Annotated in this window: 12 protein-coding genes; 3 read left to right on the top strand and 9 right to left on the bottom strand. The window is 47.9% G+C overall.

Annotated elements, in window-relative coordinates; translation table 11 throughout:
* Positions 1 to 110: 110 nt before the first annotated feature.
* A complete protein-coding gene (locus tag B067_RS0106690) occupies positions 111 to 605 on the top strand; it encodes a YgjV family protein (RefSeq protein WP_019529302.1) in 495 nt (164 codons plus the stop codon).
* A 182-nt stretch (positions 606 to 787) separates the two neighbouring features.
* On the opposite strand, the gene B067_RS0106685 is transcribed toward B067_RS0106690, so the two are convergent.
* From B067_RS0106685 to B067_RS19820, 6 genes are all read right to left on the bottom strand, one after another.
* Entirely contained in the window at positions 788 to 2,182 is a 1,395-nt protein-coding gene (locus B067_RS0106685; protein WP_019529301.1) for a DUF3422 family protein, read from the bottom strand.
* 111 nt (positions 2,183 to 2,293) lie between these two features.
* A complete protein-coding gene (locus B067_RS0106680) occupies positions 2,294 to 3,280 on the bottom strand; it encodes a YhdH/YhfP family quinone oxidoreductase (protein ID WP_019529300.1) in 987 nt (328 codons plus the stop codon).
* Between the two features lie 727 nt (positions 3,281 to 4,007).
* Positions 4,008 to 9,413 (bottom strand): AMP-binding protein, encoded by a 5,406-nt coding sequence (locus tag B067_RS0106670; protein ID WP_019529298.1) that lies wholly within the window; start codon positions 9,411 to 9,413, stop codon positions 4,008 to 4,010.
* Between the two features lie 109 nt (positions 9,414 to 9,522).
* Positions 9,523 to 10,692 (bottom strand): iron-containing alcohol dehydrogenase, encoded by a 1,170-nt coding sequence (locus B067_RS0106665; protein WP_019529297.1) that lies wholly within the window; start codon positions 10,690 to 10,692, stop codon positions 9,523 to 9,525.
* A 616-nt stretch (positions 10,693 to 11,308) separates the two neighbouring features.
* Positions 11,309 to 12,733: an aldehyde dehydrogenase family protein gene (locus B067_RS0106660; RefSeq protein WP_019529296.1), complete on the bottom strand. Its 1,425-nt coding sequence runs from the start codon at positions 12,731 to 12,733 to the stop codon at positions 11,309 to 11,311.
* A 64-nt stretch (positions 12,734 to 12,797) separates the two neighbouring features.
* On the bottom strand, positions 12,798 to 14,189 hold the full coding sequence (locus tag B067_RS19820) for an APC family permease (protein WP_019529295.1): 1,392 nt from the start codon (positions 14,187 to 14,189) through the stop codon (positions 12,798 to 12,800).
* 373 nt (positions 14,190 to 14,562) lie between these two features.
* Here B067_RS19820 and B067_RS0106650 point away from each other — a divergent pair, with 373 nt between their 5' ends.
* Both B067_RS0106650 and B067_RS0106645 read left to right on the top strand, forming a co-directional pair.
* Positions 14,563 to 16,830 (top strand): TonB-dependent receptor, encoded by a 2,268-nt coding sequence (locus B067_RS0106650; RefSeq protein ID WP_019529294.1) that lies wholly within the window; start codon positions 14,563 to 14,565, stop codon positions 16,828 to 16,830.
* 141 nt (positions 16,831 to 16,971) lie between these two features.
* Positions 16,972 to 17,511 (top strand): hypothetical protein, encoded by a 540-nt coding sequence (locus tag B067_RS0106645; RefSeq protein ID WP_019529293.1) that lies wholly within the window; start codon positions 16,972 to 16,974, stop codon positions 17,509 to 17,511.
* 201 nt (positions 17,512 to 17,712) lie between these two features.
* Here B067_RS0106645 and B067_RS0106640 read toward each other — a convergent pair whose 3' ends face one another.
* From B067_RS0106640 to B067_RS0106630, 3 genes are all read right to left on the bottom strand, one after another.
* Complete coding sequence (locus tag B067_RS0106640) at positions 17,713 to 20,160, bottom strand: TonB-dependent receptor (RefSeq protein WP_019529292.1); 2,448 nt, start codon at positions 20,158 to 20,160, stop codon at positions 17,713 to 17,715.
* Between the two features lie 307 nt (positions 20,161 to 20,467).
* Complete coding sequence (locus tag B067_RS0106635; protein ID WP_019529291.1) at positions 20,468 to 22,072, bottom strand: tetratricopeptide repeat-containing sulfotransferase family protein; 1,605 nt, start codon at positions 22,070 to 22,072, stop codon at positions 20,468 to 20,470.
* A gap of 13 nt (positions 22,073 to 22,085) precedes the next feature.
* On the bottom strand, positions 22,086 to 22,931 hold the full coding sequence (locus B067_RS0106630) for a response regulator transcription factor (protein ID WP_019529290.1): 846 nt from the start codon (positions 22,929 to 22,931) through the stop codon (positions 22,086 to 22,088).
* Positions 22,932 to 22,957 lie beyond the last annotated feature (26 nt).

Raw genomic sequence — 22,957 nt, 5'->3', positions numbered from 1 at the left:
AAGCCATGAGTATGGTTTTGATGGGGCGACCACCTAAATGGGGTAGTGTTATTTAGCAGTAGATATCATCTAATAGCCGCCTATGATGTAGTATTTTGGTGGTATAGGTAATGAGTGATTTTGCACTTTCACAACTCTTGGGCTTGTTAGGCTTATTGTTTGATTCTTGTTCGGCCCAATTCAAACAGCGCTATCAGGTTTTTGCCGCTATGGGGGTGGGGTCTATTTTTATTGCCGGGCATTTTTATGTGCTGGAGCAATATACGGCAGCTGCTATGTTTGCAATTGCCTCGGTACGGCACTTTATTACCATTCGTTATCGCTCTAAGTATCTTTATGTAGCCTTTGTGATGAGTGCTATAGGTTTTGTGTCTGCCACCTATGCTGGCTATCTGAGCTTGTTGAGTGGGGCTGCTAATCTACTGATGGTGTCGGGCTCGTTTTCGCATACGCAAAAAAGCATGCGGCTATTACTAATGGCTGGTGCCTCGGTATGGTTAATACACAATATATTGATTGTTAGCCCGGTTGCGATTTTGTTAGAGGTGGTGTTTTTAAGCAGTGGGGTGATCGGTTATTATCGCCATATTTATAAGGCGGCTTAGCCTAAGGGAGTTACCAAGTAACAGTCTTTAGTGGGGAGTTGCTAGTCGCTAGTCGCTAGAAAAAACACGCTATAGCGTCATTCCGGGCTGGACCCGGAATCTACGGTTTTTGGTAGAAAGATGGATGCCGGATCAAGTCCGGCACGACAGAAGAAAGTGCTAGAAAAAACGCGTTAGGGCGGCTATTTAGTCGTCGTACTTTTCTCTTTAACACTGCGCATCATTTTGCGCATAGCTGCCCACGTGATTAATACGGCAAAGGGAACGGACAGCCCCAGTGCTGTTGTTTTATCGATATGTATACCTTGATGCTCTATTGCATCATAAATATATTCCAGCAAACCCATTAAATAATAGGCAATGGCGACTACCGATAGCCCTTCTACCGTTTGTTGTAAGCGCAATTGCATACCGCTGCGGTGGTTCATAGAGGTAAGCAGAGCTTGGTTTTGCGCTTCTATAGAGAGCTCTACCCGGGTGCGTAATAAGCTACTGGTTTGCGCTATGCGTAGTGATAAGCTTTCCATGCGTTCTTTCACCGCGGCACAGGTTTTAATGCCGGGACCTAAGCGGCGGCCAATAAATTCTTGCAGGGTTTGGTAGCCTGACATTTCTTTTTCATGTAACTGTCTGAGCCTAGCGTTGACAATATCGTAGTAGGCGACGGTAGCGCCAAAGCGATAGTTGGTGTCTGAGCGGTACTGTTCGATTTTGGCGGCCAGCTCTGAGAGCTCCACTAGCATGCCATTATCGTCTATGTTTTCTTTTAAGCTGGCGATAGAGTTATTGATTTTGGCCAGCTTCTCTTCCATTTTTTGTACGCGTGGCGATAGCTTTCTGGCTATAGGCAGAGATAACAGGGCCATGATTCTATAAGTTTCTATTTCTAATACCCGCTGCATCAAGCGGCCCGCTTGATAGCTATTTAAGCCTTTGTCTATGATGAGTGCACGGCTAAAACCATCGCTGTGTATGCGAAAGCTGGTAAAAACTTCGGCTTTATTACCCGCCACTTGGCTGCCCGATAAACGCATTTGTTCAAAGGCATTATCCAAATGATCTTGATTGATGGACTCGCTGCTTTTGGCCATGGCTAAATGCACCGCGGCCATAGATTGGCCGGGTAGTTTTTGTAACCAGTCGCGAGGCACATACTGCAAGGCGCGGCCGGTGTAAGGTTTGGTGATAAAGGACTCCGGGTCGGATGCGCTGCAAATAAAAGTATAGGTGGAAAACTCCATGTGGCTTTCCCAGCGCAACTCAAAGCCACCAAAGTTTTGATAAAAACAAGAGGCACCTTCGGCTGGTGGGTTAATGCTAAAGCGTTGGCATAGCTGCACTAGGTGCTGGTATTCATCGGCGCGCTGCTCACGGCTCACTAATAGCGCAATATGGGTCACACAGCAGGGGGTTTTAACCAGCGGTGAAGGGCGATTGTGTAGCTCTTCATATAACTCGGCGCGGCTGGGGTGTACCTCTAATAAAATACCGGAGGAAGTCACCTGTGGTGAGCCGCTATCCATGGTTTGTGCAGGGCTTAAAGGTTCACCTATGAATTGCTCTTGCTTTGAAGACATAAAAAACGCAGCCCTGTAAATATAATCGTGAGTTGTTAAGACCGCTACTTTAACAGCCTATGAAAAAGGGGCAAAGCGACAATCTGGCAACTAGCCCCTTAGTATTAGTATTTATGCGGTGATTTTAACCACTATACGACCGAATATGTCGCCTTGTTTGAATCGCTGTATGTAATCATAGGCTTGCTCTAAGTCTATCTCGGTAACAAACCCTGGAGGCAAGTCTAATTGCCAATGGCTGGCAAAGCGCTGCCATACGGCTATGCGCAGGTCATTGCTAACTCCTACCGAGTCTATGCCCAATAGGTTGATGCCGCGTAGAATGAAGGGGTATACCGTGGCGTTGATGTTGGCAGAGGCGACCAAACCACTGGCGGCAACACTGCCACCGGGGGCTAGGGTTTTAAAAATATTCACCAAGGTGTCGCCGCCTACGCAGTCTATGGCGTGTTGCCAGCGGGGTTTTAATAGTGCCTTGGGGGAGTCTTCCGACAGTTGCTTACGGTCTATTACTTCGCTAGCTCCCAGTGCTATTAGCTTATCGCTGTATTGAGCCTTACCGCTGCTGGCGATAGTTTTATAACCGCATTTGCTTAGCAGGGCTACGCTAAGGCAGCCCACGCCGCCGGTGGCGCCGGTGACTAATACACTGTCGCCGGGTTTGGCGCCCATGGCTTCCAGCTTTAATAAGCTTAAACCCGCGGTTAAACCGGCGGTGCCTAGTTGCATGGCCTGTAGTGGGCTTAGCCCTGCGGGCAGCGGTATGGCCCAAGCTGCGGGCACGCGTATATATTCCGATAGGCCGCCATCGGTATGCATGCCAAAGTCGTGACCGGTAACAATAACAGTATCGCCAACATTAAACTTGTCGCTGCAGCTTTCTTTGACCACGCCTACGGCATCGACACCGGGGGTGTGGGGGAAGTTTTTGGCAATGCCGGGGTGGCCGGAGGTGGAGAGGGCATCTTTGTAGTTTAGGCAGCTGTAGCTAACGGCAATGAGTAAGTCGCCTTGGGGTAGGTCGTCGATGTGGCGGGTGACGAGTTTGGTGTCGTAGTTACCTTGGTTTTCGGTGGTTAGTAGTGCTTTGAATTGCATGGTGGGTGTTTGCCTGTATTTTCTACTAGGAAGTTGTTTTTTGTCATACCGGCGAAGGCCGGTATCTAGTTGCCTGTGATTTTGATCAAGGTTCTATTTTATAGTGTTTTGTTAGGCTTTGTTTCGCCTTGCTAGGCGAGTTCATTTTCTTTGTTTGCCCACAAATTGTACCTCAATTTGGACGCCTGTTTTCTAAAGGCGCCCGTAGGGTGAAAAAATTCTTGAAGAATTTTTGAATCAAAGAAAACAGAACCAAAAGAAAGGGCACCCCTAGTCCGTCGCCCTTCGGGTTCCCTGCGCTACTCACAAATTGCACAGCAATTTGGACGCCTGTTTTACAAAAGGCGCCCGTAGGGTGAAAAAATGCCTCCAGCATTTTTGAATCAGAAACTAGCGGCCGCTGCGGAACTCGCATTTTGAAGATACTAAATCTTCAAAATACTCAGACATCCCTCACTACTTCGTCCCGTTAAAAATCTCCGTTGCTCGGCGACTCCCAAGGGGAGTTGGGTGCTTCGTCGTTGTATTTGAAGTGGCTTCTAGAAAGTAAAAGCGACTTCAGATAAAACGGGTTTATGAAAAGTATGTTGCTGGTTTATTGATAAAACAGCAACATACTTTTGTAGCTTGTAGCTTGTAGCTTGTAGCTTGTAGCTTGTAGCTTGTAGCGAAAGGGGACAGAGCTAAAGATCTGTCCCCGTAAGCCTGCGGCTTACTGCTGAGCAGTCTATGACTGCTCAGCCCACGCCGCCAGCAACTCATCCATGGATTTTAAGCCGTGCATGGGTAGGGCGTGGTTGATAACGGTTTTAACAGCGCCGTTAGTCACTTCCGGTAGGCGGTTTTCCCACATGGCTTGGTGTAGGTTTTCCATTTCATCCCACTCACCTAAGTAAGGCTCGGGTACTTGTACCGCGCCGGCGTCTATCATTTGGTTTAGGCCTAAGATTTCTGCCGCGTTACATAAGTGGGTGCCGACTATAGATGCGGTAGGCATGAGCACAGAACGCTGACGCATCCACACTTGCGGTGCGTAGAAGCTGTAACGCTTGCCGCCCATGTCACCGGCGTAGATCACTATGCCGGTGTGGGGTTTCACCATCATGGTGGTGGCAAACAAGGAGTCCGTGTGCGCACGTTCTATGATGATGTCGGGTTGGCCGCGTGGGTTGTCTTCAGAGCGCAACAACTTACCTACTGCTTTACCTATGGGCTTAAGGGTATTTTCGTTCATCAAGCGCACGCATTCTTTAAACTCTGGTGACTCGGGATTAGGTAAATCACCCATGGTATCCGGCCAGTCGAATTCAGGTTCGCGGCGTCTAATTTCTGTCAGGCTTACCGCGCCTAATACCGCATCACCAAAACCTAAGGACATCACAAAGTCGCGTTCGGCATCGGTGTCGGTAACAACAACTATGCGTAGTGACGAAGCGCGGCCCGCTTCAATGGCGGCTAGTGCTTCGTTATCACGCTGGCCAGTGCGGCTGCCGTAGAAGATAACAGTTGCTTGCCCTGGTCGTGCCTTGGCTTTGCGTAACATGTCGGTAGCTGAGCTGCTACCGGGCTTGCCTATAAAGGTCATGTGGTAACCCGAGCTAGCACCGAAGTAGGTCATTACGCCGTTTTCGCCTAGCGCTTGGAAGCTACGTGGGAAGGCGGTTTCACCGGCATGTGATAAACCGTGGGTACACAGTTCGCCATCGTTAGCTGCACGTACTGCTTGTAAGAATCCTTCACCTTGTTGCTGCCATTCTGCCCACTGAATGGCATCGACAGGGACTTTGCTGAAGCAATCTTTGATGGCTGAGTCTTTACGATTAATACCGGCAGAGCCTTGTTTGCGTAAATATTCACAACGCTCTTCCGACGACACCATACCGGTAATTTTAGCGCCAGCGGCTATACCTAATTCTACCGACCAGGCACCGGTGCCCGAAGCTGCACCTTCAACAAACATTCTATCGCCTTGGCGTAATTCTAACGCGCGGAATAAGGCGCGATAGGCGGTACCTGCAGGTAGCATGTAAGAGCCAGCTGTTTCTAAGCTTAAGTCAGCGGCGGGGGCTATCATCTGCGGCCCCGAGCAAATCATAAACTGCTGGTGCGAGCCGTCGGGTGATTGGTAACCCTGTATATGAAAGTCGGTGAACATGGGGTCTACACCGGCAGCGGGATCTAGCACATCAGACACACCGGAATAAACCACTACCAGTTTACCCACAGCCAAACGGCCTTCGCCCTGTAGGCCTTCGCCCATTTTTGCCACTATGCCTATACCGCCAGAACCGGTGACGTGTATATCTTCGTCATGCTCATCGAATAATGAAATGGGGATGCCGGTAATGGCCCAAATATCATTGTAGTTAAGTTCAGAAGTCAGCATATACACCAAAGCTTCATTAGCCTCTGGTTGCGGCACCGGGATGATGACTTCTTCTTCTACGTCGATCGGATCGCCGTGGCAGTAAGCGCCGGTTTTGGCATCGCGAACAACCGCCTTCGCTAATTGGTAGCTGGGGATGGGGGTGATACCGGCTAAGTAAGGCGCGCCCATAGGTAGCAAGTCGCCTCTTTCGATTAGCGCAGCTTTCTCGCTAATATCTTTACGGGCCTTACTGGGCAGCGCAGGCGATTGTTTATCCATAAACAACTGTATGCCTTTTTTACCGCCGTTTTCTTCGTCCATCACAAATTTAGCGAAGGTGTCTATCTCGCTATTTAAGCCTGCTTTAAAGCCTTGCTCAAATCCTAGCTTAACTAAACCTACAATAGCGTGGGCAACGGGGCCGCGGCCTGCTTGTTCGGATGCCTTAATACAAATTTGTACGTAGTCATCGTCTAAGGTCGCTGCGGGGAAGCTTGCCGCTAGATTCCAGCGCGCCACTGCCTGGTGACGTTTGTTCATGGCATTAATGGCATCGCCTGCACCATTAAGTGCTGCTGCACGTGCCAGTGCTTGCGCGGCCGGTAATACGCTGTCAGTGCCGGTGCAGTATTTATCAACTAAACCAAACTCGTTAGCTTGTTGGCCTTTAATTTGACGGCCCGATAACAGCATAGCCATGGCGCGATTTAAGCCGGTAATGGCATCATCACCCGCCGCATCCATCAAAACACGTGGTAAACGTTGGGTGCCACCGTAACCCGGTGGCAGGTACAAGTTAATTTCTGGCTGGCCGAAAATAGTGCGGCTGTTCGCCACCCGCAAGTGGCAAGCTAGTGCCATCTCACAACCACCGCCTAGGGCTACGCCCTCAACAGCAGCTATCACCGGCTTGCTCATGTTTTCTATCATATTGGCGACGGCATGCGCCTTAGAAGGCAGTGAGCGCGCGGCGGCGGCATCGTGTACGTCTTCTAATAATTGGCGCACGTCGGCACCGGCCACAAAGGCTTTGTTACCTGCACCGGCTAACACTACTGCGCCTATATCGGAGCGACGCGCTATGTGGGTGAGTGCTGTTTCCAATTCATCCAGTAAACGCTCAGATAAAGCATTAACCGGTGGGTTGGTAATGGTGACGGTGGCAACGCGTATGGCTACGCCATTTTTAGTGCCAACTGGCGCGTATTCAATACGCAATGTGCGTGTGGTTTCAGTAATGGTTTGACGCTCGGCACGGTCTTGGCCTGCTTGCCAGTTAGCTACTGCTGCGCGTATCTCGTCTAAACATTCTGGGTTGCGTAGTGTGGTGGTGTCACCCAACTCTTCACCGAGAACAATCGCTTTTAAGAAACGGCGCATGTATTTTCCACTGCGCGTTTCTGGAAAAGCAGAAACGGTGATGAAGTCTGAAGGAACGGCAACAATCCCTTTTTCTTCGCGTACCAATTCTTTTAGCTTACGCTCGTCATCACGGGTGATGTGCGCGCCAGCCATAGGCAAGATAAAAGCCAAGGGTGTTAAACCTTTTGCCGTGTGCGGTGCGCCTATAACAATACAGTTGCCGACTTTTGAATCGGGGTTAACTTGCTTGTCTTTTAAGATAGCACCTTCAATTTCTTCGGTACCCATACGGTGTCCCGATACATTGATAACGTCATCCGATCGGCCGTGTAATGAGAAACTGCCATCTTCATAGTTACGGGCAAAGTCACCTTGCAAATAACCGTAGGCAGGTGTGCCATCGTCATTGCGGTAGCTGCCAAAATAAGTTTTTTCAAAACGCGCGATATCGCCTTTCCAGTCGGGCTTACCTACATTATTGCTGTCGCCCCAAATGGTGCGCGCTAAATAGGGATAAGGGCGGGCAATAACGATTTCGCCTTTTTCTTCGTGCTCAGCAGAGCGGAAGCCAACACGGCCTTGCTCGTCAGCGCTACCTTGTGGAATCCAGATGTCGCCGAATATCCACGGCAGTGGGTAAGTGTGGGTATCAGCGCGCAGCGGTAAATCTTTATTGCCGTAGGGGTGAGTCCATACTATGCCGCCGTGCTCGGTAGCCCAGTAGGAGTTGATGTACTGTGGTGTCATCAAGTCCATGGCAAATTCTTGCACCGACGGTGACGTAGGTTCGGCACAGAAGGTGGCGACTTTTACCGAAGACATGTCGTAGCGGTCGACGTCGGCGCGGTTTTGATTGTTGGTCATAATACCTTTCAAAAAGGTAGAGCCCGCTTTAAAAATGGTGACGCCATAGCGTTCTATGATGGAAGAAAATCTACCGGTGTGGGGAAATACCGGTGAGCCTTCGGTAACTACGGAGGGTATGCGTGCAGACAACGCGCCACTAATCATATACGACTGGCCGGTGATCCAGCCGGGGTCGGCAATCACCCACATCACGTCTTTGCCCGGTACTGCGTCAAACGCTACCTTCATGGTTTCGGTGATGCCGGCAATATAGCCGCCGTGTACATGCACTACGCCTTTGGGTTTGCCCGTTGAGCCCGAGGTGTAGATGATGAATAGGGGGAATTCAGCATCTACCTCTACGGGTTGTACCGATTTGTACAATGCGGCGACTAAGTCTTGATCGCTTAAGGCGTCCAAGTCAGCGCGTGTTTTTAAACCGGCGTTGGTTAATATTTTTTGTTCAGCATCGGCTAATAAATCGTGTGCCCATACGTCGCGGCCTTCTGACCAAGGCAAGTCGCTTAAGCCTGCGTGGCGTACCACCACCACTTTTTCTACACGGGCGGGGGAGTTAGATAATGCCGCAGCTAATTCGCCACGTAACTCGGCGGTGTCTTCAGCACTCAATTGTGCCTTCGCTAAAATTTGGCCCACTTCGCGCATGACTTCGGCGCGGCTTAAAGTAATTTCGCCACCGAGTACGTCTGTTACATGAGCAACAATTTTGGTTTTTAATGCGTCATCAACGTTGGCGTTAGCAAGAATATCTAAAGCAGAAGTGATAGAGATATATTTATCTAAAGCGGGGTCGGTATACACTTCTTTAAAACCCGCCACTTCGGCGTTACGTGCTGCACCATCGGCGGTGATAACAATACGAGCGCCTGCGTTTTCTATGCGATCAGATAAAGTTTTATCAGAAAAACCACCAAATACCGGTGTGTAGATGACGCCTACGCGCTTGGCTGCTTCGGTCCACACGATTTGCTCAAGTATATTCGGCATGTTGATGGCGATACGGTCGCCGCATTGCAAGCCTAGGTCGCGTAAAGCTTGTGCCGCTAATACTGACTGAATCATTAAGTCGCGGCGCGACATGGCATAGTGTTGTACTGGGCCACCTTTGCCGCCGTTAGCGGTTGGATCCCAGCGGTCACCTTCGTAGAAGAAAGCGGTTTCAGCGCCGTGGCCAGCTAATACGTGGCGGTCAACTTCGTTAAAGGCGGCGTTGGTTTTGCCGCCTATAAACCAGCGGTAAAAAGGTGCGTCGCTTTCGTCTAGGGCGGTGTGCCAAGGTGTCCACTGGGCTAGGTCTACGGGCTGGCCGCTGGTATTCCAGCCGGTCCAGCCGTTGTCGGTTTTGCTGAGCCATGCGTTTTGTTCAGCGTTAAACCAATGGCAGTTTTTGGCGGCGATGTCACCGTGAAAAGCGCCTAGGTCTTGCTCACAGGCGGTGCGCATTTGTTGCCAGTCATCGCCGCTGCGTATGGGGTTTTGCTCTATGATGGCCGGTACGGCGGGGGTGTATGCCGTGGTTGTTGTATTGCTTGTCATGTTGTCTCCTACTGGCACTTTCTACATCGCCAGTGCTATTTATTGTTAATGTGTACTGCTGACGGGGAGTCTGCTCTACCTGCGTTTTTTAAGGATGCTTAGGGCGCAGCTAGGAATTGTTGCTGTATATGTTTTTGTAGATAGCAATAATTTCATCGGTGCTGGGTATCACGGGGTTGTTGCCCGGTGAGCCCGAGGCAATCGCTTGCTCAGCCATGGTGGGTAACAAGTCCATAAAGCGGCTGCGGTCTATGCCGTAGTCTTCAGGGCTGGGTACTTCCAGGTCATCGTTTAGGCGCTGCAGTTCTTCTAGCAGTACTTTGTTAGCGGTGGCGTCATCACAGTCGGCGGCTACCATCTCCATGGCGCGGGCGCAGTCGGCGTAGCGTTCAACACAATGGGGTACTGAGAAGGCCGTTACCGCCGGCAGCAACATGGCATTGCTTAAGCCGTGGGGTACGTGGAAGTTGGCACCTATGGGCCGGCTCATGCCGTGTACCAGCGCAACGGAAGCGTTAGAGAAGGCCATGCCTGCTTGGCAGGCGCCCAACATCATCGCTTCACGAGCCTCGCGGTTGCTTAAGTCATCACATACTTTACGTATGTTTTTGTAGATGATTTTCATGGCCGCTAACGCCAGCGCATCTGAAAATAGATTGGCCTTGCGGCTAACATAGGCTTCCATGGCGTGGGTCATGCTGTCTATGCCGGTGTCTGCGGTGAGGCGGTAGGGCATAGTAAGGGTCATTTCAAAATCCACTAAGGCGGCCACGGGCATAAAAGCGCGACCCATCAGTAGCATTTTTTCATCGGATTCGGCATCGGTGATTATCGTTACCCTGGTAGCTTCAGAGCCGGTGCCTGCAGTGGTTGGAATAGCGATAACCGGTAAGCCCGGTACCGAGTTATTGAGCGGCGCTTTGTAGTCACGCACTTCGCCGCCTTTAACTGCCAGTAGTGAAACCGCTTTGGCGGTATCCATGGGGCTGCCGCCGCCTAGGCCAACTACGCAGTCATAATCGCTTTCAGCCAGTGCCGCTAACGAATCTTTAACGGTTTTGGTGGTGGGGTCGTTGGGCACATCGTTAAATACACCATAGGCTATGCCTGCGGCGTCTAGGGTGTCGGTAACGCGCTTTAGGTAGCCATATTTGGTGACTACGGGGCCGGTAATAAATAAGGGCTTCTTTACCCCTAATTGGACTAGCACTTCGGGCAGGCACAAGCTGGCGCCCGCGCCTATTTGCATAATGCCAGGCACTAAGATATTTGAAGACATAAGTCTCTCCATCGGTTGCAATGTCAAATTTTAAAAAATTTAGTTATGGCAATGACTGACGGTGGATGATCAATTCAACGTTTAGGCATCGAATTTTCACAAAGACATTTGGTGCTGCCTTGCAAAAACTTTACAGAGCTAGAGGTGGGCTCTGGATTGAGAAATGATAGGCGTTCTGACTATCACTATTGACGGAACACGCCAGTGTATTAACTGGACGGTGTTCGGGTATGCCGGCGAGGTGTAGCCTGCAGGCATGAATTGCGAGCGATGGGTGGGGTCGGCTTCTCGGGTAGATTAGCGGCCTTATCATCAGCTCTTACTTATGACATGAGTACAGTTGATACCCGTTATAAGTATTTTTTATATAACCGAACAATAATTCGGTAAGCTGCGCTGATAGTACAAACAATCGCCCCCTAAAAGCAAACATTTTTAGCAAATTGTGAATATTCACGTTTTTGATAGTTGTAGGGAGATGGCTTTGTTTTGTGGCGGTAAGTGCGAGGTTTTTTAGAAGTTTATGCTAGGGGTATGAGTGATAGAGGGGTTGCTATGGGGTGGGTACTGTCGGCAGCGGGTGCTGCCGACAGTAAACTAAGCCGTAGGGTTTAGCTTATTTAAGGCCTGAAATGGCTTTCACTTCCAAGTAGTCTGCGAAACCATGAGGCCCCCATTCGCGACCATTACCCGACTGTTTGAAACCACCGAAGGGGGTGTCGTAGTCGCCGTAGTTGCCGTTAATGTTGATGTTACCAGCACGTATGCGTGAGGCTACGTAGCGAATAGTCTTTTCATCTTTGCCTTGAATATAGCCGGCCAAGCCGTAAGGGGTATCGTTGGCTATTTCTATGGCTTCATCCAATGTGTTGTAAGGGATGATGCAGAATACTGGGCCAAAGATCTCTTCACGCGAAATGATCATATCGTTAGTGCAGTTGGTGAAGATGGTGGGCTTGATGTAGTAACCCTTTTCTATACCTTCTGGCAAACCAGTACCGCCGCATAGTAGCTCTGAGCCTTCATCGATACCGGCTTGAATCAGGCCTTGTATCTTGTTGAATTGCACCTCGCTAACTACCGGGCCCATAGTAATGCCTTCGGCTCTAGGGTCGCCAGTCACTACAGTTGCCGCCGCACGGGCTGCGATTTCGTTGATTTCAGTAAGTTTGTTAGCTGGCACAATCATGCGTGAAGGGGCATTACAGGACTGGCCGGTGTTGCTGAACATGTCCAATACGCTTTCGGTAATGCATTTTTCTAGGTCGGCATCTTCCAATACGATATTGGCTGACTTACCGCCTAGCTCTTGCGCTACACGCTTAACGGTAGGGGCTGCATTTTGGGCAACCAAGGTACCGGCGCGAGTAGAGCCGGTGAAAGACACCATGTCGATCTCAGGGTGAGTTGATATAGCCGTGCCTACCGCGGGGCCGTCACCATTAATCATGTTGAATACGCCAGCAGGTACGCCAGCTTCATCCAAAATTTTAGTGAAGATATAAGCGGATAAAGGCGCTACTTCTGAAGGCTTAAGAATTACCGTACAACCTACCGCTAAAGCCGGGGCGACCTTACAGGCGATCTGGTTGATGGGCCAGTTCCAAGGGGTAATGAAACCACACACGCCTATAGGCTCTAAGACAATTTCAGAGTTACCTAAGTCTTCATTAAACTCGTAAGTTTTCAAGGCTTTAAGGGCTGATTGAAAGTGACCTAGGCCGGTGTGGGCCTGGCCGCCTTTAGCTAGCTTGGTAGGGGCGCCCATCTCTTCGGTAATGGCATCGGCCACTTCATCGTAGTATTTTTTGTAGACTTCGATAATTTTTTCTAACAGGGCGATACGCTCTTCGCGGCTGCTGTAGCCGTAGCTATTAAAGGCTAGGCGTGCAGCCTTGGCGGCGACATCAACATCGGCTTCTGATCCCATAGAAATTTGCGCACAAACCTCTTCGTTGGCGGGGTTGATAACATCTAAGAGCTTGGGCTCTATAGGTGCTACCCACTGGCCGTTAATGTAAAACTGGTTGTAATTTCGCATGGGGGTACTCCAATTCTTAGTCCAAATACGCGATTAGGGCGGGCATTATAAGCTATTGCTAAGCTTATAGGGCCTCGGTTTGTGTTGTTTGCGGGAATTTATGGTTTTCCGCTTGGCGTATGATGATTTCACCTAAACCTAGGGTGAATAAAACGCCTATTAATACCGGCCACTGTACGCCTTCACCAGGTACGTAAATAAACAGGACGATGGTTAAGCCTAAAACTGACATGCATAAGTAAGCCAACAGTTTGGCAACTAGGTCCCCACCAGGAATTTTATAGGGTCTGGGGTGATCAGGGTCGGTTTTGCGCATACGCACAAAAGATAGCAGCATGCCTTGGTAAGGTAGTAGGAAGACGACGGCGCTAAAGGCAAATAGCGACCAGAACAGGTCTTCATTACTGCCCGAGATAAAACCGTATAGCAGTAAGGTAGCAGTACTAACTGCTCCAGTTAAAATGGCCGCCCCTACCGGGGTGCCACGGGTTGGATGCACTATGCCAAACACTTTGGGTAGTTCGCCATCTTGGGCTGCCTCAGCGGCGGCACGATTACAGCCCAATGACCAGGTAACGCCATTAGAGAAGAAGGTATATAAGGCGGCAACACCCAGAACTAATGCAGCTGCTTGGCCTATTGGGGAGTCACCTAAGAATAGATACAGCGTATCCATTAGGCCTTCTACCAAGTTGATTTCATCAGCGGGTATGGCGGCTAATACCGCGATAGTACCCAGTATATAAAGGGTGATGATAATACCCGCCGACATAAAGATGGCACGGGGTACATCTTTAGCGGGGTTTTCCATTTCATCACTGCTGGCGCTAATTAGCTCAAAACCCAACATGCCGTAAATAATGGCGGGTATATATTGTAGGCTGCTGCCTAGGTCGGGAATAAGCGTGTCAAAGGTTAGCGGGTTGGCCATACCTTGATGTTGAGTGTAGTTAAAAGCGCCAATAATAATGATGGCAAAGATAATCACTTTAAGCACGGCACCTATATTGGGTACCCATTTGCCAATATTAAGGGTCATTACATTAACCCCTACCGCTATCCAAGTGAGTGCCACCCCTAGCATAATCTGGCCATTAAGGGATAACTCAGGGTAAAACAGCTGCTTAAAGATGCCGGCAAACAAGATAAAGATAGCGGGCATCCACACGGCGGTGTTGACCCAATAGCCCCAGGTAGCTCTGGAAGCCCAACGGCCACCAAAGGCTTTCTTAATCCAGGCATAAATACCGCCCTGTTCGGGGTAAGCACAGCCCATTTCGGCGCAAATCAAGGCGAAAGGGATCAAAAAGATGCAGCAGAGAAAAATCCACCAGAAGATACTCGATGCGCCTATAGAGGCCGCGGCAGCCAAGGTTTCTAGCAATAAAATGGCTGAGACGGTAAACAGGACCAAGTCTTTCTGGCCCAGTGTTTTAGTGTGTTGGGGGCTGCTCATAATGCTCCTAGCCTTGTGGGTATGGTAAATACTGGATTATCAAAAAAAAAGCTCTACTCTTATCTAGCGTAGCTTGGCATAGCTACAGGAAAAATGAATTACCCCAAAGGGGTGGTGCGTATTTCCACTTACATCGGCTACAGTGATAATGCCGGTGTATCAGCATGGAGTTGATACACCGCATAAAAAAATAAGGGTGTTAAACCTTAGGGGAGCTACATTAGTCTTTTTACAGGTAATTTAATGCAGGTATTACCCGCGTTAGGCTACTGTGATGGCGACATGTGGACATATTATACCAATGTAATATTTGAGGCAGATTATGATTCCTAGCACATTCGTGAGTAAAGCCCGTAAATTGGCTGATCCAGCCATGAAAAAATTCTTTAAACTTTCAGCTTTGAGCTTGGCCGTGGCTAGCACTTCAGCTTATTCCGCAGTTTTGGAAGAGATGATTGTAACCGTGCAAAAGCGTGAGCAAACCCTGCAGGATATCCCTGTAGCCGTTTCAGCGTTTAACGGTGATGAGATGGTCAACATGGGTGTTGGCGATATACGTGGCTTGGTAGATTTAACACCGGGCTTTAATGGTAAAACCGAAGATAGCTTTATTGATGCCTTGGCTATACGCGGCATCGTAACCAATGACTTCGGTATTGGTGGTGATCCATCGGTAGCCATATTTGTGGATAATGTGTGGGCCGGCCGTAACGGCGGTGTGCAGATGGCTTTTTATGATATGGCCCGTGCGGAGGTGGTTAAAGGCCCACAAAGCACATTGTTTGGTCGTAATGCGATTGCTGGCGGTATCAATGTTATTACTAACGAGCCCAACGAGTTAGAAGAAGGCGCAATAGCTGTAACCATAGATGAGCATGGTTATGATGCCGACGGCATGGTCAATGTGCCCTTAACGGATGACTGGTTTTTCCGTGCGGCAGCCTACACCAAAGATGCTGATGGTTGGCTGGAAAATGTTCAGGGTGGTGATGACGTAGGTAAAAGTGAAATTCTTTCTACCCGTTTCGGTTTGAAATATGCAGGTGAAGACGTTGAAGCGGTATTCCGTTTAGGTTATGAAGATAGAGAGCAGGATGCTTCGGTGTACTGGAGTGCCGATAGTGGCGTGCCTCAGGATAAAATCAACTCTGATTTGCTAGATGGCGGTCACGATAAGAGTGAAATTTTAACCTTACAAGCTAACGTTAGTTGGTTTATCAACTCTGATTACAGCATGACATCGGTTACGGCTTACAAAACCTATGACTTTGATTATCTGGAAGATTATGACTCCATTCCTTTGCAGGTTAATAACTACAGTCAGGAGCAAGAAGTCGATTACCTTAGCCAAGAGTTTCGTTTGGTGTACGAAGGTGAAGGTAACATAACGTGGTTTGCGGGTATCAGCGCCTATCAAGAAGATATAGACGCGACTTTTGGCTCTACCTATAACGAAGATGATTTATGCGCCCGTATTAGCCAAACCGATACTGAAGATTTCGCGACACCTGTGACAGGTTGTAGTGATCCTGTTTTTGAGGAATATTGGTTTGACCCAGATCCGGCTGAAGATATTCCTCAGTCAGACATTATCACTAAAACGGAAACCAACATCGATAGCATTAAAGCGACAGGTTGGTCTGTTTATGGTGATTTAAACCTGATGTTTATGGATAGCCGCTTAGGTGTCACCATAGGTGGCCGCTATACGCTTGATAAAAAAGAAATGGAAATTGAGTTTCTAGATTCAGGCGGCGCTTTGGGCAATAATTTTGGTTTTGAATTTATTACCCCAGGGCCGGTTAAAGATGATGATGAATGGAGCCAATTTACCCCGCGTCTAGCGGTAAATTTTGACGTTAATGATGAGATTTCAGTTTATTATAACGTAGCGAAAGGCTACAAAACCGGCGGTTACTCCACTTTTGGTGTTGATAATGACGGTGTTGATAATGAAGGGTTTGCTATAAACGCTAGGCCTGTAGCTTTCGACCCAGAAGAAACCACTAACAATGAAATAGGCGTTAAAGCTCGATTGTTAGATGGCAGCATGCAGTTAAATGTTACTTACTTTACCTATACCTATACTGATCTGCAGTTAGTGATATTTGAGAGTGGCTCGTCCTTGGTTAAAAACGTAGGTGAAGCCGAAGCCGATGGCGTAGAGGTAGACATGAACTGGACGCCAGGTGAGAACTGGCAAATTCGTGCTGCAGCCGCATGGTTAGATACCGAAATCACCGAAGAAATTGAAGCGGGTGATGGCACTAAAGGTAATAAACTGCAAATTGCCCCTGAGTTTTCAGGTTCTTGGATGACGACTTATACCGTACCTGTTGAGGGTGGTGAAGTGCATGTTACCGGCACCTATATCTATCAAGGTGAAGTATTTGGTGGCCCAGGTAACTTCGAGTCAGCAAAAATCGAAGAGTGGGAGCAAATTGATTTGCGCTTAGGCTACAGCAGTGATGATGACTGGGGTGTTACCCTGTGGGTAGAAAACATCACTAACGAAGAATACTTCGAACGTGGTTGGGAAAACCGTGACACGAATAACAGCGGTGGTTATGGTTTGACTAATACTCTAGTATGGCCAAACCGTCCTCGCACGGCTGGTGTAACTTTTGATATGAGGTTCTAAAAACCAGATTTGGCCTGTGTTAAACAGGCCAATATTATATTTTTAATTAAAAAGCGACGCTTTAACGAGAGTCGCTTTTTTTTGTGCTGCTATTTTGTGATACTGCGAGTTATTGCAAGATGAGAATAGAGAGTCATCATAATGAGCAAGTCATTTGAATTTCTGTGCGCCACAGGCTTTATTAGCGTTACAGAGCAAGATGAGTTACGACGCATAGCCTTAGCCTACTGGCAGCAGGGCGTGTTAGAAAGCAATCCTAAAGGCCCCCATAGGTATCGAGCAAAAATATGGGATACCGAGCACTGCACGCCGTTTATTAAACAATTAGGCGGGCGCATTATTGAGTTCTTTGGGCTGCAAGGTTGCCCGGTGGACCCGCAGCTGGGTTGGATAATCTCTTTAATTGAAAAGGGCGGGCAAGTGCACCCGCATTACGATAAATACCCCTATCACGATGAGCATAAAGCCAAGCATTTACGCTGCAATATTATGGTGGATAAAGAAAATGCCAGTGGTAACCCGGTTATCGAAGGGGAAATAGTTGATGTGCCCGAGCGGGCTGTGTGGGGGTTTTTCCCCAGCGAGGCGCAGCATGCAACACAGCTGGTGGATGTGGCGCAGCCTAGAATTGTGTTTCAGTTTGGGTTTCTAGTATCTCAGGATTATCAATTACCGCGTTAGCGGTAATTGATAAGCTACAAGTTGTAAGCTGTAAGCGGCAAGATGAAAATAAAAAGATAATGCTTTTCTTGAAGCTTATTGCTTGAGGCTTGTAACTGCCCGAAGGGCTTTTAAAAAAGAAAAAGGGCGATAACCTTGCGGTTATTGCCCTTTTTTATGAGGTTACTAGCGACTAAAGACTAGCCACTAGTGACTGGGTTTTTACTCCCACTCGTAACCTAAGTTAAGACCGAAAGTACGTGGACGTTTTTGACCAAAGAAATGAGCGGGTAAAATACCGCCATTGTTGTTTTGGCCATCCCAACCATCTTCATCGGTTAAGTTTTCTATGTACATACCAACGTTCCAGCCGTTATCCGAGAAGAAGCCGTAACGGAAGGCAGCTTCGTACTGCGCATCAATTTCAGTTTCTTTCAGGCCTTCCCAGCCGCCGCCACGTGAAGATTCACCGAAGACTTCCAGGCTACCTTTTAGTTCACCGCCGTCTATGGCCATTCTGTGATTTAACACAACCGCGCCAGAGTATTCTGGTGCCCAGAATAAGCTGCTACCTTCACATGCATCGGTGTTGTTACAGGCTTTTTGGATGTCGGTTGCTTCGCTGTCTAAGTATGATAACGCCATATAGATGCTGAAGTTGTCATTGATAGGTGCTGTGATCGTACCTTCCAAGCCAAAGCTTTCTGATTGGCCGACATTTTCAACAGAGGCTGCACCTGAATCGGTAGAAACAACAACCTGTAGGTCTTCATACTCATAGTAGAAGGCAGTTAAGCTAATGTCAGCAGTGCCATCAAAGAGCGTATCTTTATAGCCTATCTCGTAAGAGTCAACAACTTCAGGGTTAAACGGAACTGCTTGATAGCCCTCAGATTGTTTTACGTTTGAGTACAGGTCATCATCGTAACCGATAGCTGTTCCGCTGGCATCGGCCAAACCAAAGCTGGCAAAGCCACCGGCTTTAAAGCCTTCTGTATAACTGGCATAAATGAGCGCTTCATCATTTGGACGGTAGCGACCTAGTATGCGAGTTTGCGTGTCTGACCAATCAGCATTGCTTTTTATCCAGCCATCAGTTGAGAAGCCGTATGCCCAGTAGTTGCCTAACCAGCTTTCTGGTTGCTTGACATTGATATCGAAGTCTTTTTCGTCATAGGTGTAACGTGCGCCCACTTCAACTTCAAACTGATCATTAACCTGATAAGTTAAATCTACATAAGTCGACCAGCCCGTGTATTTACCGCGGATGGTGCCCTGCTCTTTTAATAAGCCATCAGAGGAGGGCGCAAAGTCATAATCAGGGCTTGGGTACAAGTCTGCACAGCCGGCATACTGAGTAGCTTGGTCAGCATGGAATATGTAGTTGCCATCTTCGTCGTAGACGTAGTTTTTATAGCCGTCGCCGTCGTAGCCATCATATTCATAACCAGAGTATAAGTAGCCATAGATCTGACACATATGGTCTTCAGAGCTATTCAGCAGAAAAGTGGTTTCAATTTCTTCTTTATAGTAAGAAGCACCTGCATACCACGACAGCGCACCATCGGTGTTAGACGTTAAACGGAATTCTTGTTGGAAGTAGTCGCCTTCCTGATCTTGGCCGTAGTTGCTCAAGTATAGAGGTGTGCCGTCATAATCTTCGTTGTAGTAGTAATCGTGATCTTTGTAGCCGGTGTTAGAGGTTAAGGTGGCAAAATCAAAATCATATTCGATTTTCAAACCTAAGGTTAAGATGTCTGCGTCATCATCATCGCCTTGGCCTAAATCACTATCCAGATCGAATTCACCGCCTTTTAATGGGTCTAGCTCAGGAATAGCCGCTGTTAGCTTGTCCCAGGTATCGCCTTCTTGTACTGCACGGTATACAGAGCCCGATTGTTTACGAGTTTCGTATTCTACGAAAGTTTGAACCATTAATTGGTCTTTTTCGTATGTGGTTGAGAAGCGTAGCGCTGCTTTCTCGTGTGAAATTAAATCGTCGCCGTCATAATCAAGAAAGGCAGAATCTGCAACCGCATCAGGAGAGCTGTTAGGATTTGAGCGTTTGCTACGGCTATCGCCACGGTATTGGTTTTCTATCACGCCGCCTTCATGTGAGTAATAGCCTGCAAACCGCATAGCAAAGTTGTCATTAACGGGTACGTTTTGCGCAGCTTCGATAGTGCGGTGCTCGTTTTCACCAAGATCTACATCAACATAACCATCAGTGCCGCCGATTTGGGCTTTTTGCGTGTGTACGCTGAATGCGCCACCTATAGAGTTACGGCCAAATAGGAAGCCTTGTGGGCCACGTAGGATCTCAGAGCGTTCCATATCAAACAATGACGTTACCGCAGAACCGTTACGGCCTTCGTATAAGTCATTTTTAAAGAAGGCAGCTGATGGATCACCACCGATACCAAAGTCTTGGGTACGAATACCACGGATGCTGATGGCATCGATAAAGCTGTCTTGGCTGTTACCGGTTACACCTGGGGTAAAAGAGACTAAGTCTTTTACGTCGTCCATGTTGACGTCTTTGGTGAAGTTACCAGAGAACGCGGTAATGGCTAAGGGGACGTCTTGTACGGATTCTGAACGCTTGGTTGCTGTTACCATTACTTCTTCTAGCTCTTGTGCAAAAGCAGAAGGGGTAAGGGATGTAGCCATAATTGTCCCGGCAATTGCCGCGGCTAATTTTGACTTCCTGGCCCGAATGACTCGGGGAGCTGATTTCATAGACATAATTATCCTCACTGACCTTTTTTGGATTTTATTGTTGTAATTATTGGCGTTGATTTATTGGTTTTACTTAAAAGTGCCCTGAGACTGACTTTTAAATGTGATACTCACTGCAGCCCCTGATTTAGTTGAAGCTCACTAAATCAACATGCATAAGTAACTGCCCAAGATAGCGAATACCCCTTAAAGGTTATATACCCCTTGGGTGTAGGTTTATGTAAATATTTGGCTTTTTTTAGTTATCAATAGGCACCCCCTGCTCGTGTAGTGTACTCATCATGGTAGAAAGTTGTTGCTCATAGCGCTTCCAACGGCCTATAGAGCGCGTGTGTGCGGGCTCGCGCACTTGTACCGAGCTAGCGGTAGATACGGCGGCTTTTTGCTCATGAAAGTGCAAGCAGGCGTCTTCCCAAGGTAGTTCTAAAAAGTTGATTAAGGCTCTAGCGTTGGGCTCTAGGTCGCTAGCGGTGGATTCATAGGATATATCAAAAAATTGGCCGGGGAAGCGCTCACGCCATACGTCCATCAATCGTCTATAGCGGGCGTGGTGCCTGGCCATTTCAGCTTGGTCGTATGAATGCATGTAGGCATCGCCAAATAATTGTTTGTAGCTAGCAAAGCAGGCATCCATAGGGTTACGCGTTAAGTGAATTATTTTTGCATTGGGTAGCGCTTTTAGTATTAGAGGTAGCATGAGGTAGTTAAGCGGCAGCTTATCGACAAAGCGCGGCGAATCACCTGTTAATTTTTGGGTGGTGTGTAAGTACATGCTGCCTAATTGCTTTGGCGATAGGCGCATGGCTTTTTCGAATAGTTTTTTTGAATATCTTCTGGGGTCGTCTAATTTACCAAGCCTGCGCACGGAGAGGGCAAATTGTTGCAGTTCACCTGCTGAATGTACTTGTGAGTGGCTAGTTATAATGCGCTCTACCAGCGTGGTACCGGTGCGAGGCTGTCCTAATACAAAGATTGGAGAAGGGTCGGGGTTACCGTCTTCTAGGTTGTCAAACCATTCGCGGGTATATTCCTGTTCTAGAAAATCGAATGCTTCTATTTCAGACCTTTCGTCGTATTCTATTGTGGCTCGTCGTGCTTTGGCGGCGATGTTGATGGAGTTAATGGCCTGATCCCATAGCTGTAAGTCTTCAGACTCTTTACCTACGGCGTATTGATAATAGGCGATAGCTCTAGGATGTAACTTGCCTTGGTGTTTTTTTAGCTGGGATTGCATGACTTCGATGTGCTCAGTGTTTTTTGCTTTTTTTGCGCCTGATAGTGTCCAGTGAGCCTGTGGGTTATTGATGTCAACGTTAAAAACTTCTTCAAGTAACTTTGCACCTTGTTCTATCTCCCCTCTGAAAATCATGTTATTGGCATAGTTGAGCATGTAGCTGGGATTAGTGGGGGCAAGTTCGTAGGCTTTTTTGAAACACTCGGCCGACTTTTGGTGCTCATCAATCCTTGAGTAAACTGCGCCTAATACATCTAGGATCATGGGGTCTTGAGTTGAGTGTTTGGTGGCTTCTGTTAGAGCGTTATCGGCCATATTAACCTGGCCTTCAGACATATATAACCTGGCTAGTTGCGCCCATGCCGCCGTGTGATCTTTTTGTAGCTTAGTAACAGAGCCAAAGGCGTGGTAAGCCATTTTTCTGTCTTTGGCCTCTAGAGCAACCAGCCCTACTAAAAAATGCCCTTGTACTAAATCTGGTTGGATATGTAAAATCTGTTGGCAATAGGCGGAAGCTTCACGTATTTCGCCTCTCTTTAAAGCCTCAAACCCTTGCTTTAATAGTTTTTGCAGCGTTTGTTGTTCATTCATTTTTATTTGTGTAGTCATACAAAAAATCTTTTTATAAATAGTCGGATAAGGTGTCGCCACCTTTGTACTCGTCCACACTCATTAGGGAGTCGAGGAAGAGGTGAAATAATTCTGACTGTGAATTGATGTCTAATTTAGCGTAAGCATGTTTTTTATGTAGCTTGACGGTTTCGTTAGAGATGGACAGCTTTTCAGCCATGGCTTTAGTGCTGTAACCGCGTAAAACTTTATTGATGACTTGGCTTTCGCGCTCGGTGAGTATGCTGTTGCCAAAACAATCTAAAGCTGACTGCAAGGGTTTGCGTAAATTCTTGTGGCTGGCCGGCGCGTCATTGCTGCCATTGCCCCAGTGCTTTGTGGTTATGGACTGTATGAAAGGCAATATATCTTTTAAGATGTTCACATCTTTTTTATAAAATTTATCTTTGTTCGTGGTTTTATTTAAAGAGATGTTAACAAAGCTATTGTCGCCTATCGGTAGTACGTAGCCACACTCATCATGGACACCAGAAAGCCGGAAATAGGTGTTGTAGTATTCGGTTTTTTTAAAGGCGTTGGGGGCTAGCTCTTTAAGTGAAAAGCAGCCGTATTGTTTGTCAAAACCAGCCAGATAATAAGGGTCTAGTAAAAATGCACCTTTGCTGTATATGTCTAAGTTGATACTGCCGCCTTTGTCGGGCGGATCAAAGTATTCAACTGTGGGCATTTTACCCTCGAGATAGACAAAGATAGTGCCATCGTTGGCTGCCGTTAACACCTTAAGCATGTTAATGAGCTTGCCGGAAAAGTCGTTATTACCTGTGCTCGCGACTAGCTCGGCAGCATGGTGGCTGAAGCGGTTAAATAAGGATTGTGTGTTGCTATTTGTGCTATTCATAACAATAAGTGAGGGGCCTTTATTGT

Source organism: Dasania marina DSM 21967 (assembly GCF_000373485.1).
Lineage (GTDB): Bacteria > Pseudomonadota > Gammaproteobacteria > Pseudomonadales > Dasaniaceae > Dasania > Dasania marina.
The sequence above is the reverse complement of the archived record's forward strand: the minus strand, read 5'-3'. Positions and strand labels throughout refer to the sequence as shown.

Bases quoted from the DNA above. Each gene is read 5' to 3' on its own strand.
- B067_RS0106690 (WP_019529302.1), top strand. From the start codon at position 111: ATGAGTGATTTTGCACTTTCACAACTCTTGGGCTTGTTAGGCTTATTG.
- B067_RS0106685 (WP_019529301.1), bottom strand. From the start codon at position 2,182: ATGTCTTCAAAGCAAGAGCAATTCATAGGTGAACCTTTAAGCCCTGCA.
- B067_RS0106680 (WP_019529300.1), bottom strand. From the start codon at position 3,280: ATGCAATTCAAAGCACTACTAACCACCGAAAACCAAGGTAACTACGAC.
- B067_RS0106670 (WP_019529298.1), bottom strand. From the start codon at position 9,413: ATGACAAGCAATACAACAACCACGGCATACACCCCCGCCGTACCGGCC.
- B067_RS0106665 (WP_019529297.1), bottom strand. From the start codon at position 10,692: ATGTCTTCAAATATCTTAGTGCCTGGCATTATGCAAATAGGCGCGGGC.
- B067_RS0106660 (WP_019529296.1), bottom strand. From the start codon at position 12,733: ATGCGAAATTACAACCAGTTTTACATTAACGGCCAGTGGGTAGCACCT.
- B067_RS19820 (WP_019529295.1), bottom strand. From the start codon at position 14,189: ATGAGCAGCCCCCAACACACTAAAACACTGGGCCAGAAAGACTTGGTC.
- B067_RS0106650 (WP_019529294.1), top strand. From the start codon at position 14,563: ATGAAAAAATTCTTTAAACTTTCAGCTTTGAGCTTGGCCGTGGCTAGC.
- B067_RS0106645 (WP_019529293.1), top strand. From the start codon at position 16,972: ATGAGCAAGTCATTTGAATTTCTGTGCGCCACAGGCTTTATTAGCGTT.
- B067_RS0106640 (WP_019529292.1), bottom strand. From the start codon at position 20,160: ATGGCTACATCCCTTACCCCTTCTGCTTTTGCACAAGAGCTAGAAGAA.
- B067_RS0106635 (WP_019529291.1), bottom strand. From the start codon at position 22,072: ATGACTACACAAATAAAAATGAATGAACAACAAACGCTGCAAAAACTA.
- B067_RS0106630 (WP_019529290.1), bottom strand. From the start codon at position 22,931: ATGAATAGCACAAATAGCAACACACAATCCTTATTTAACCGCTTCAGC.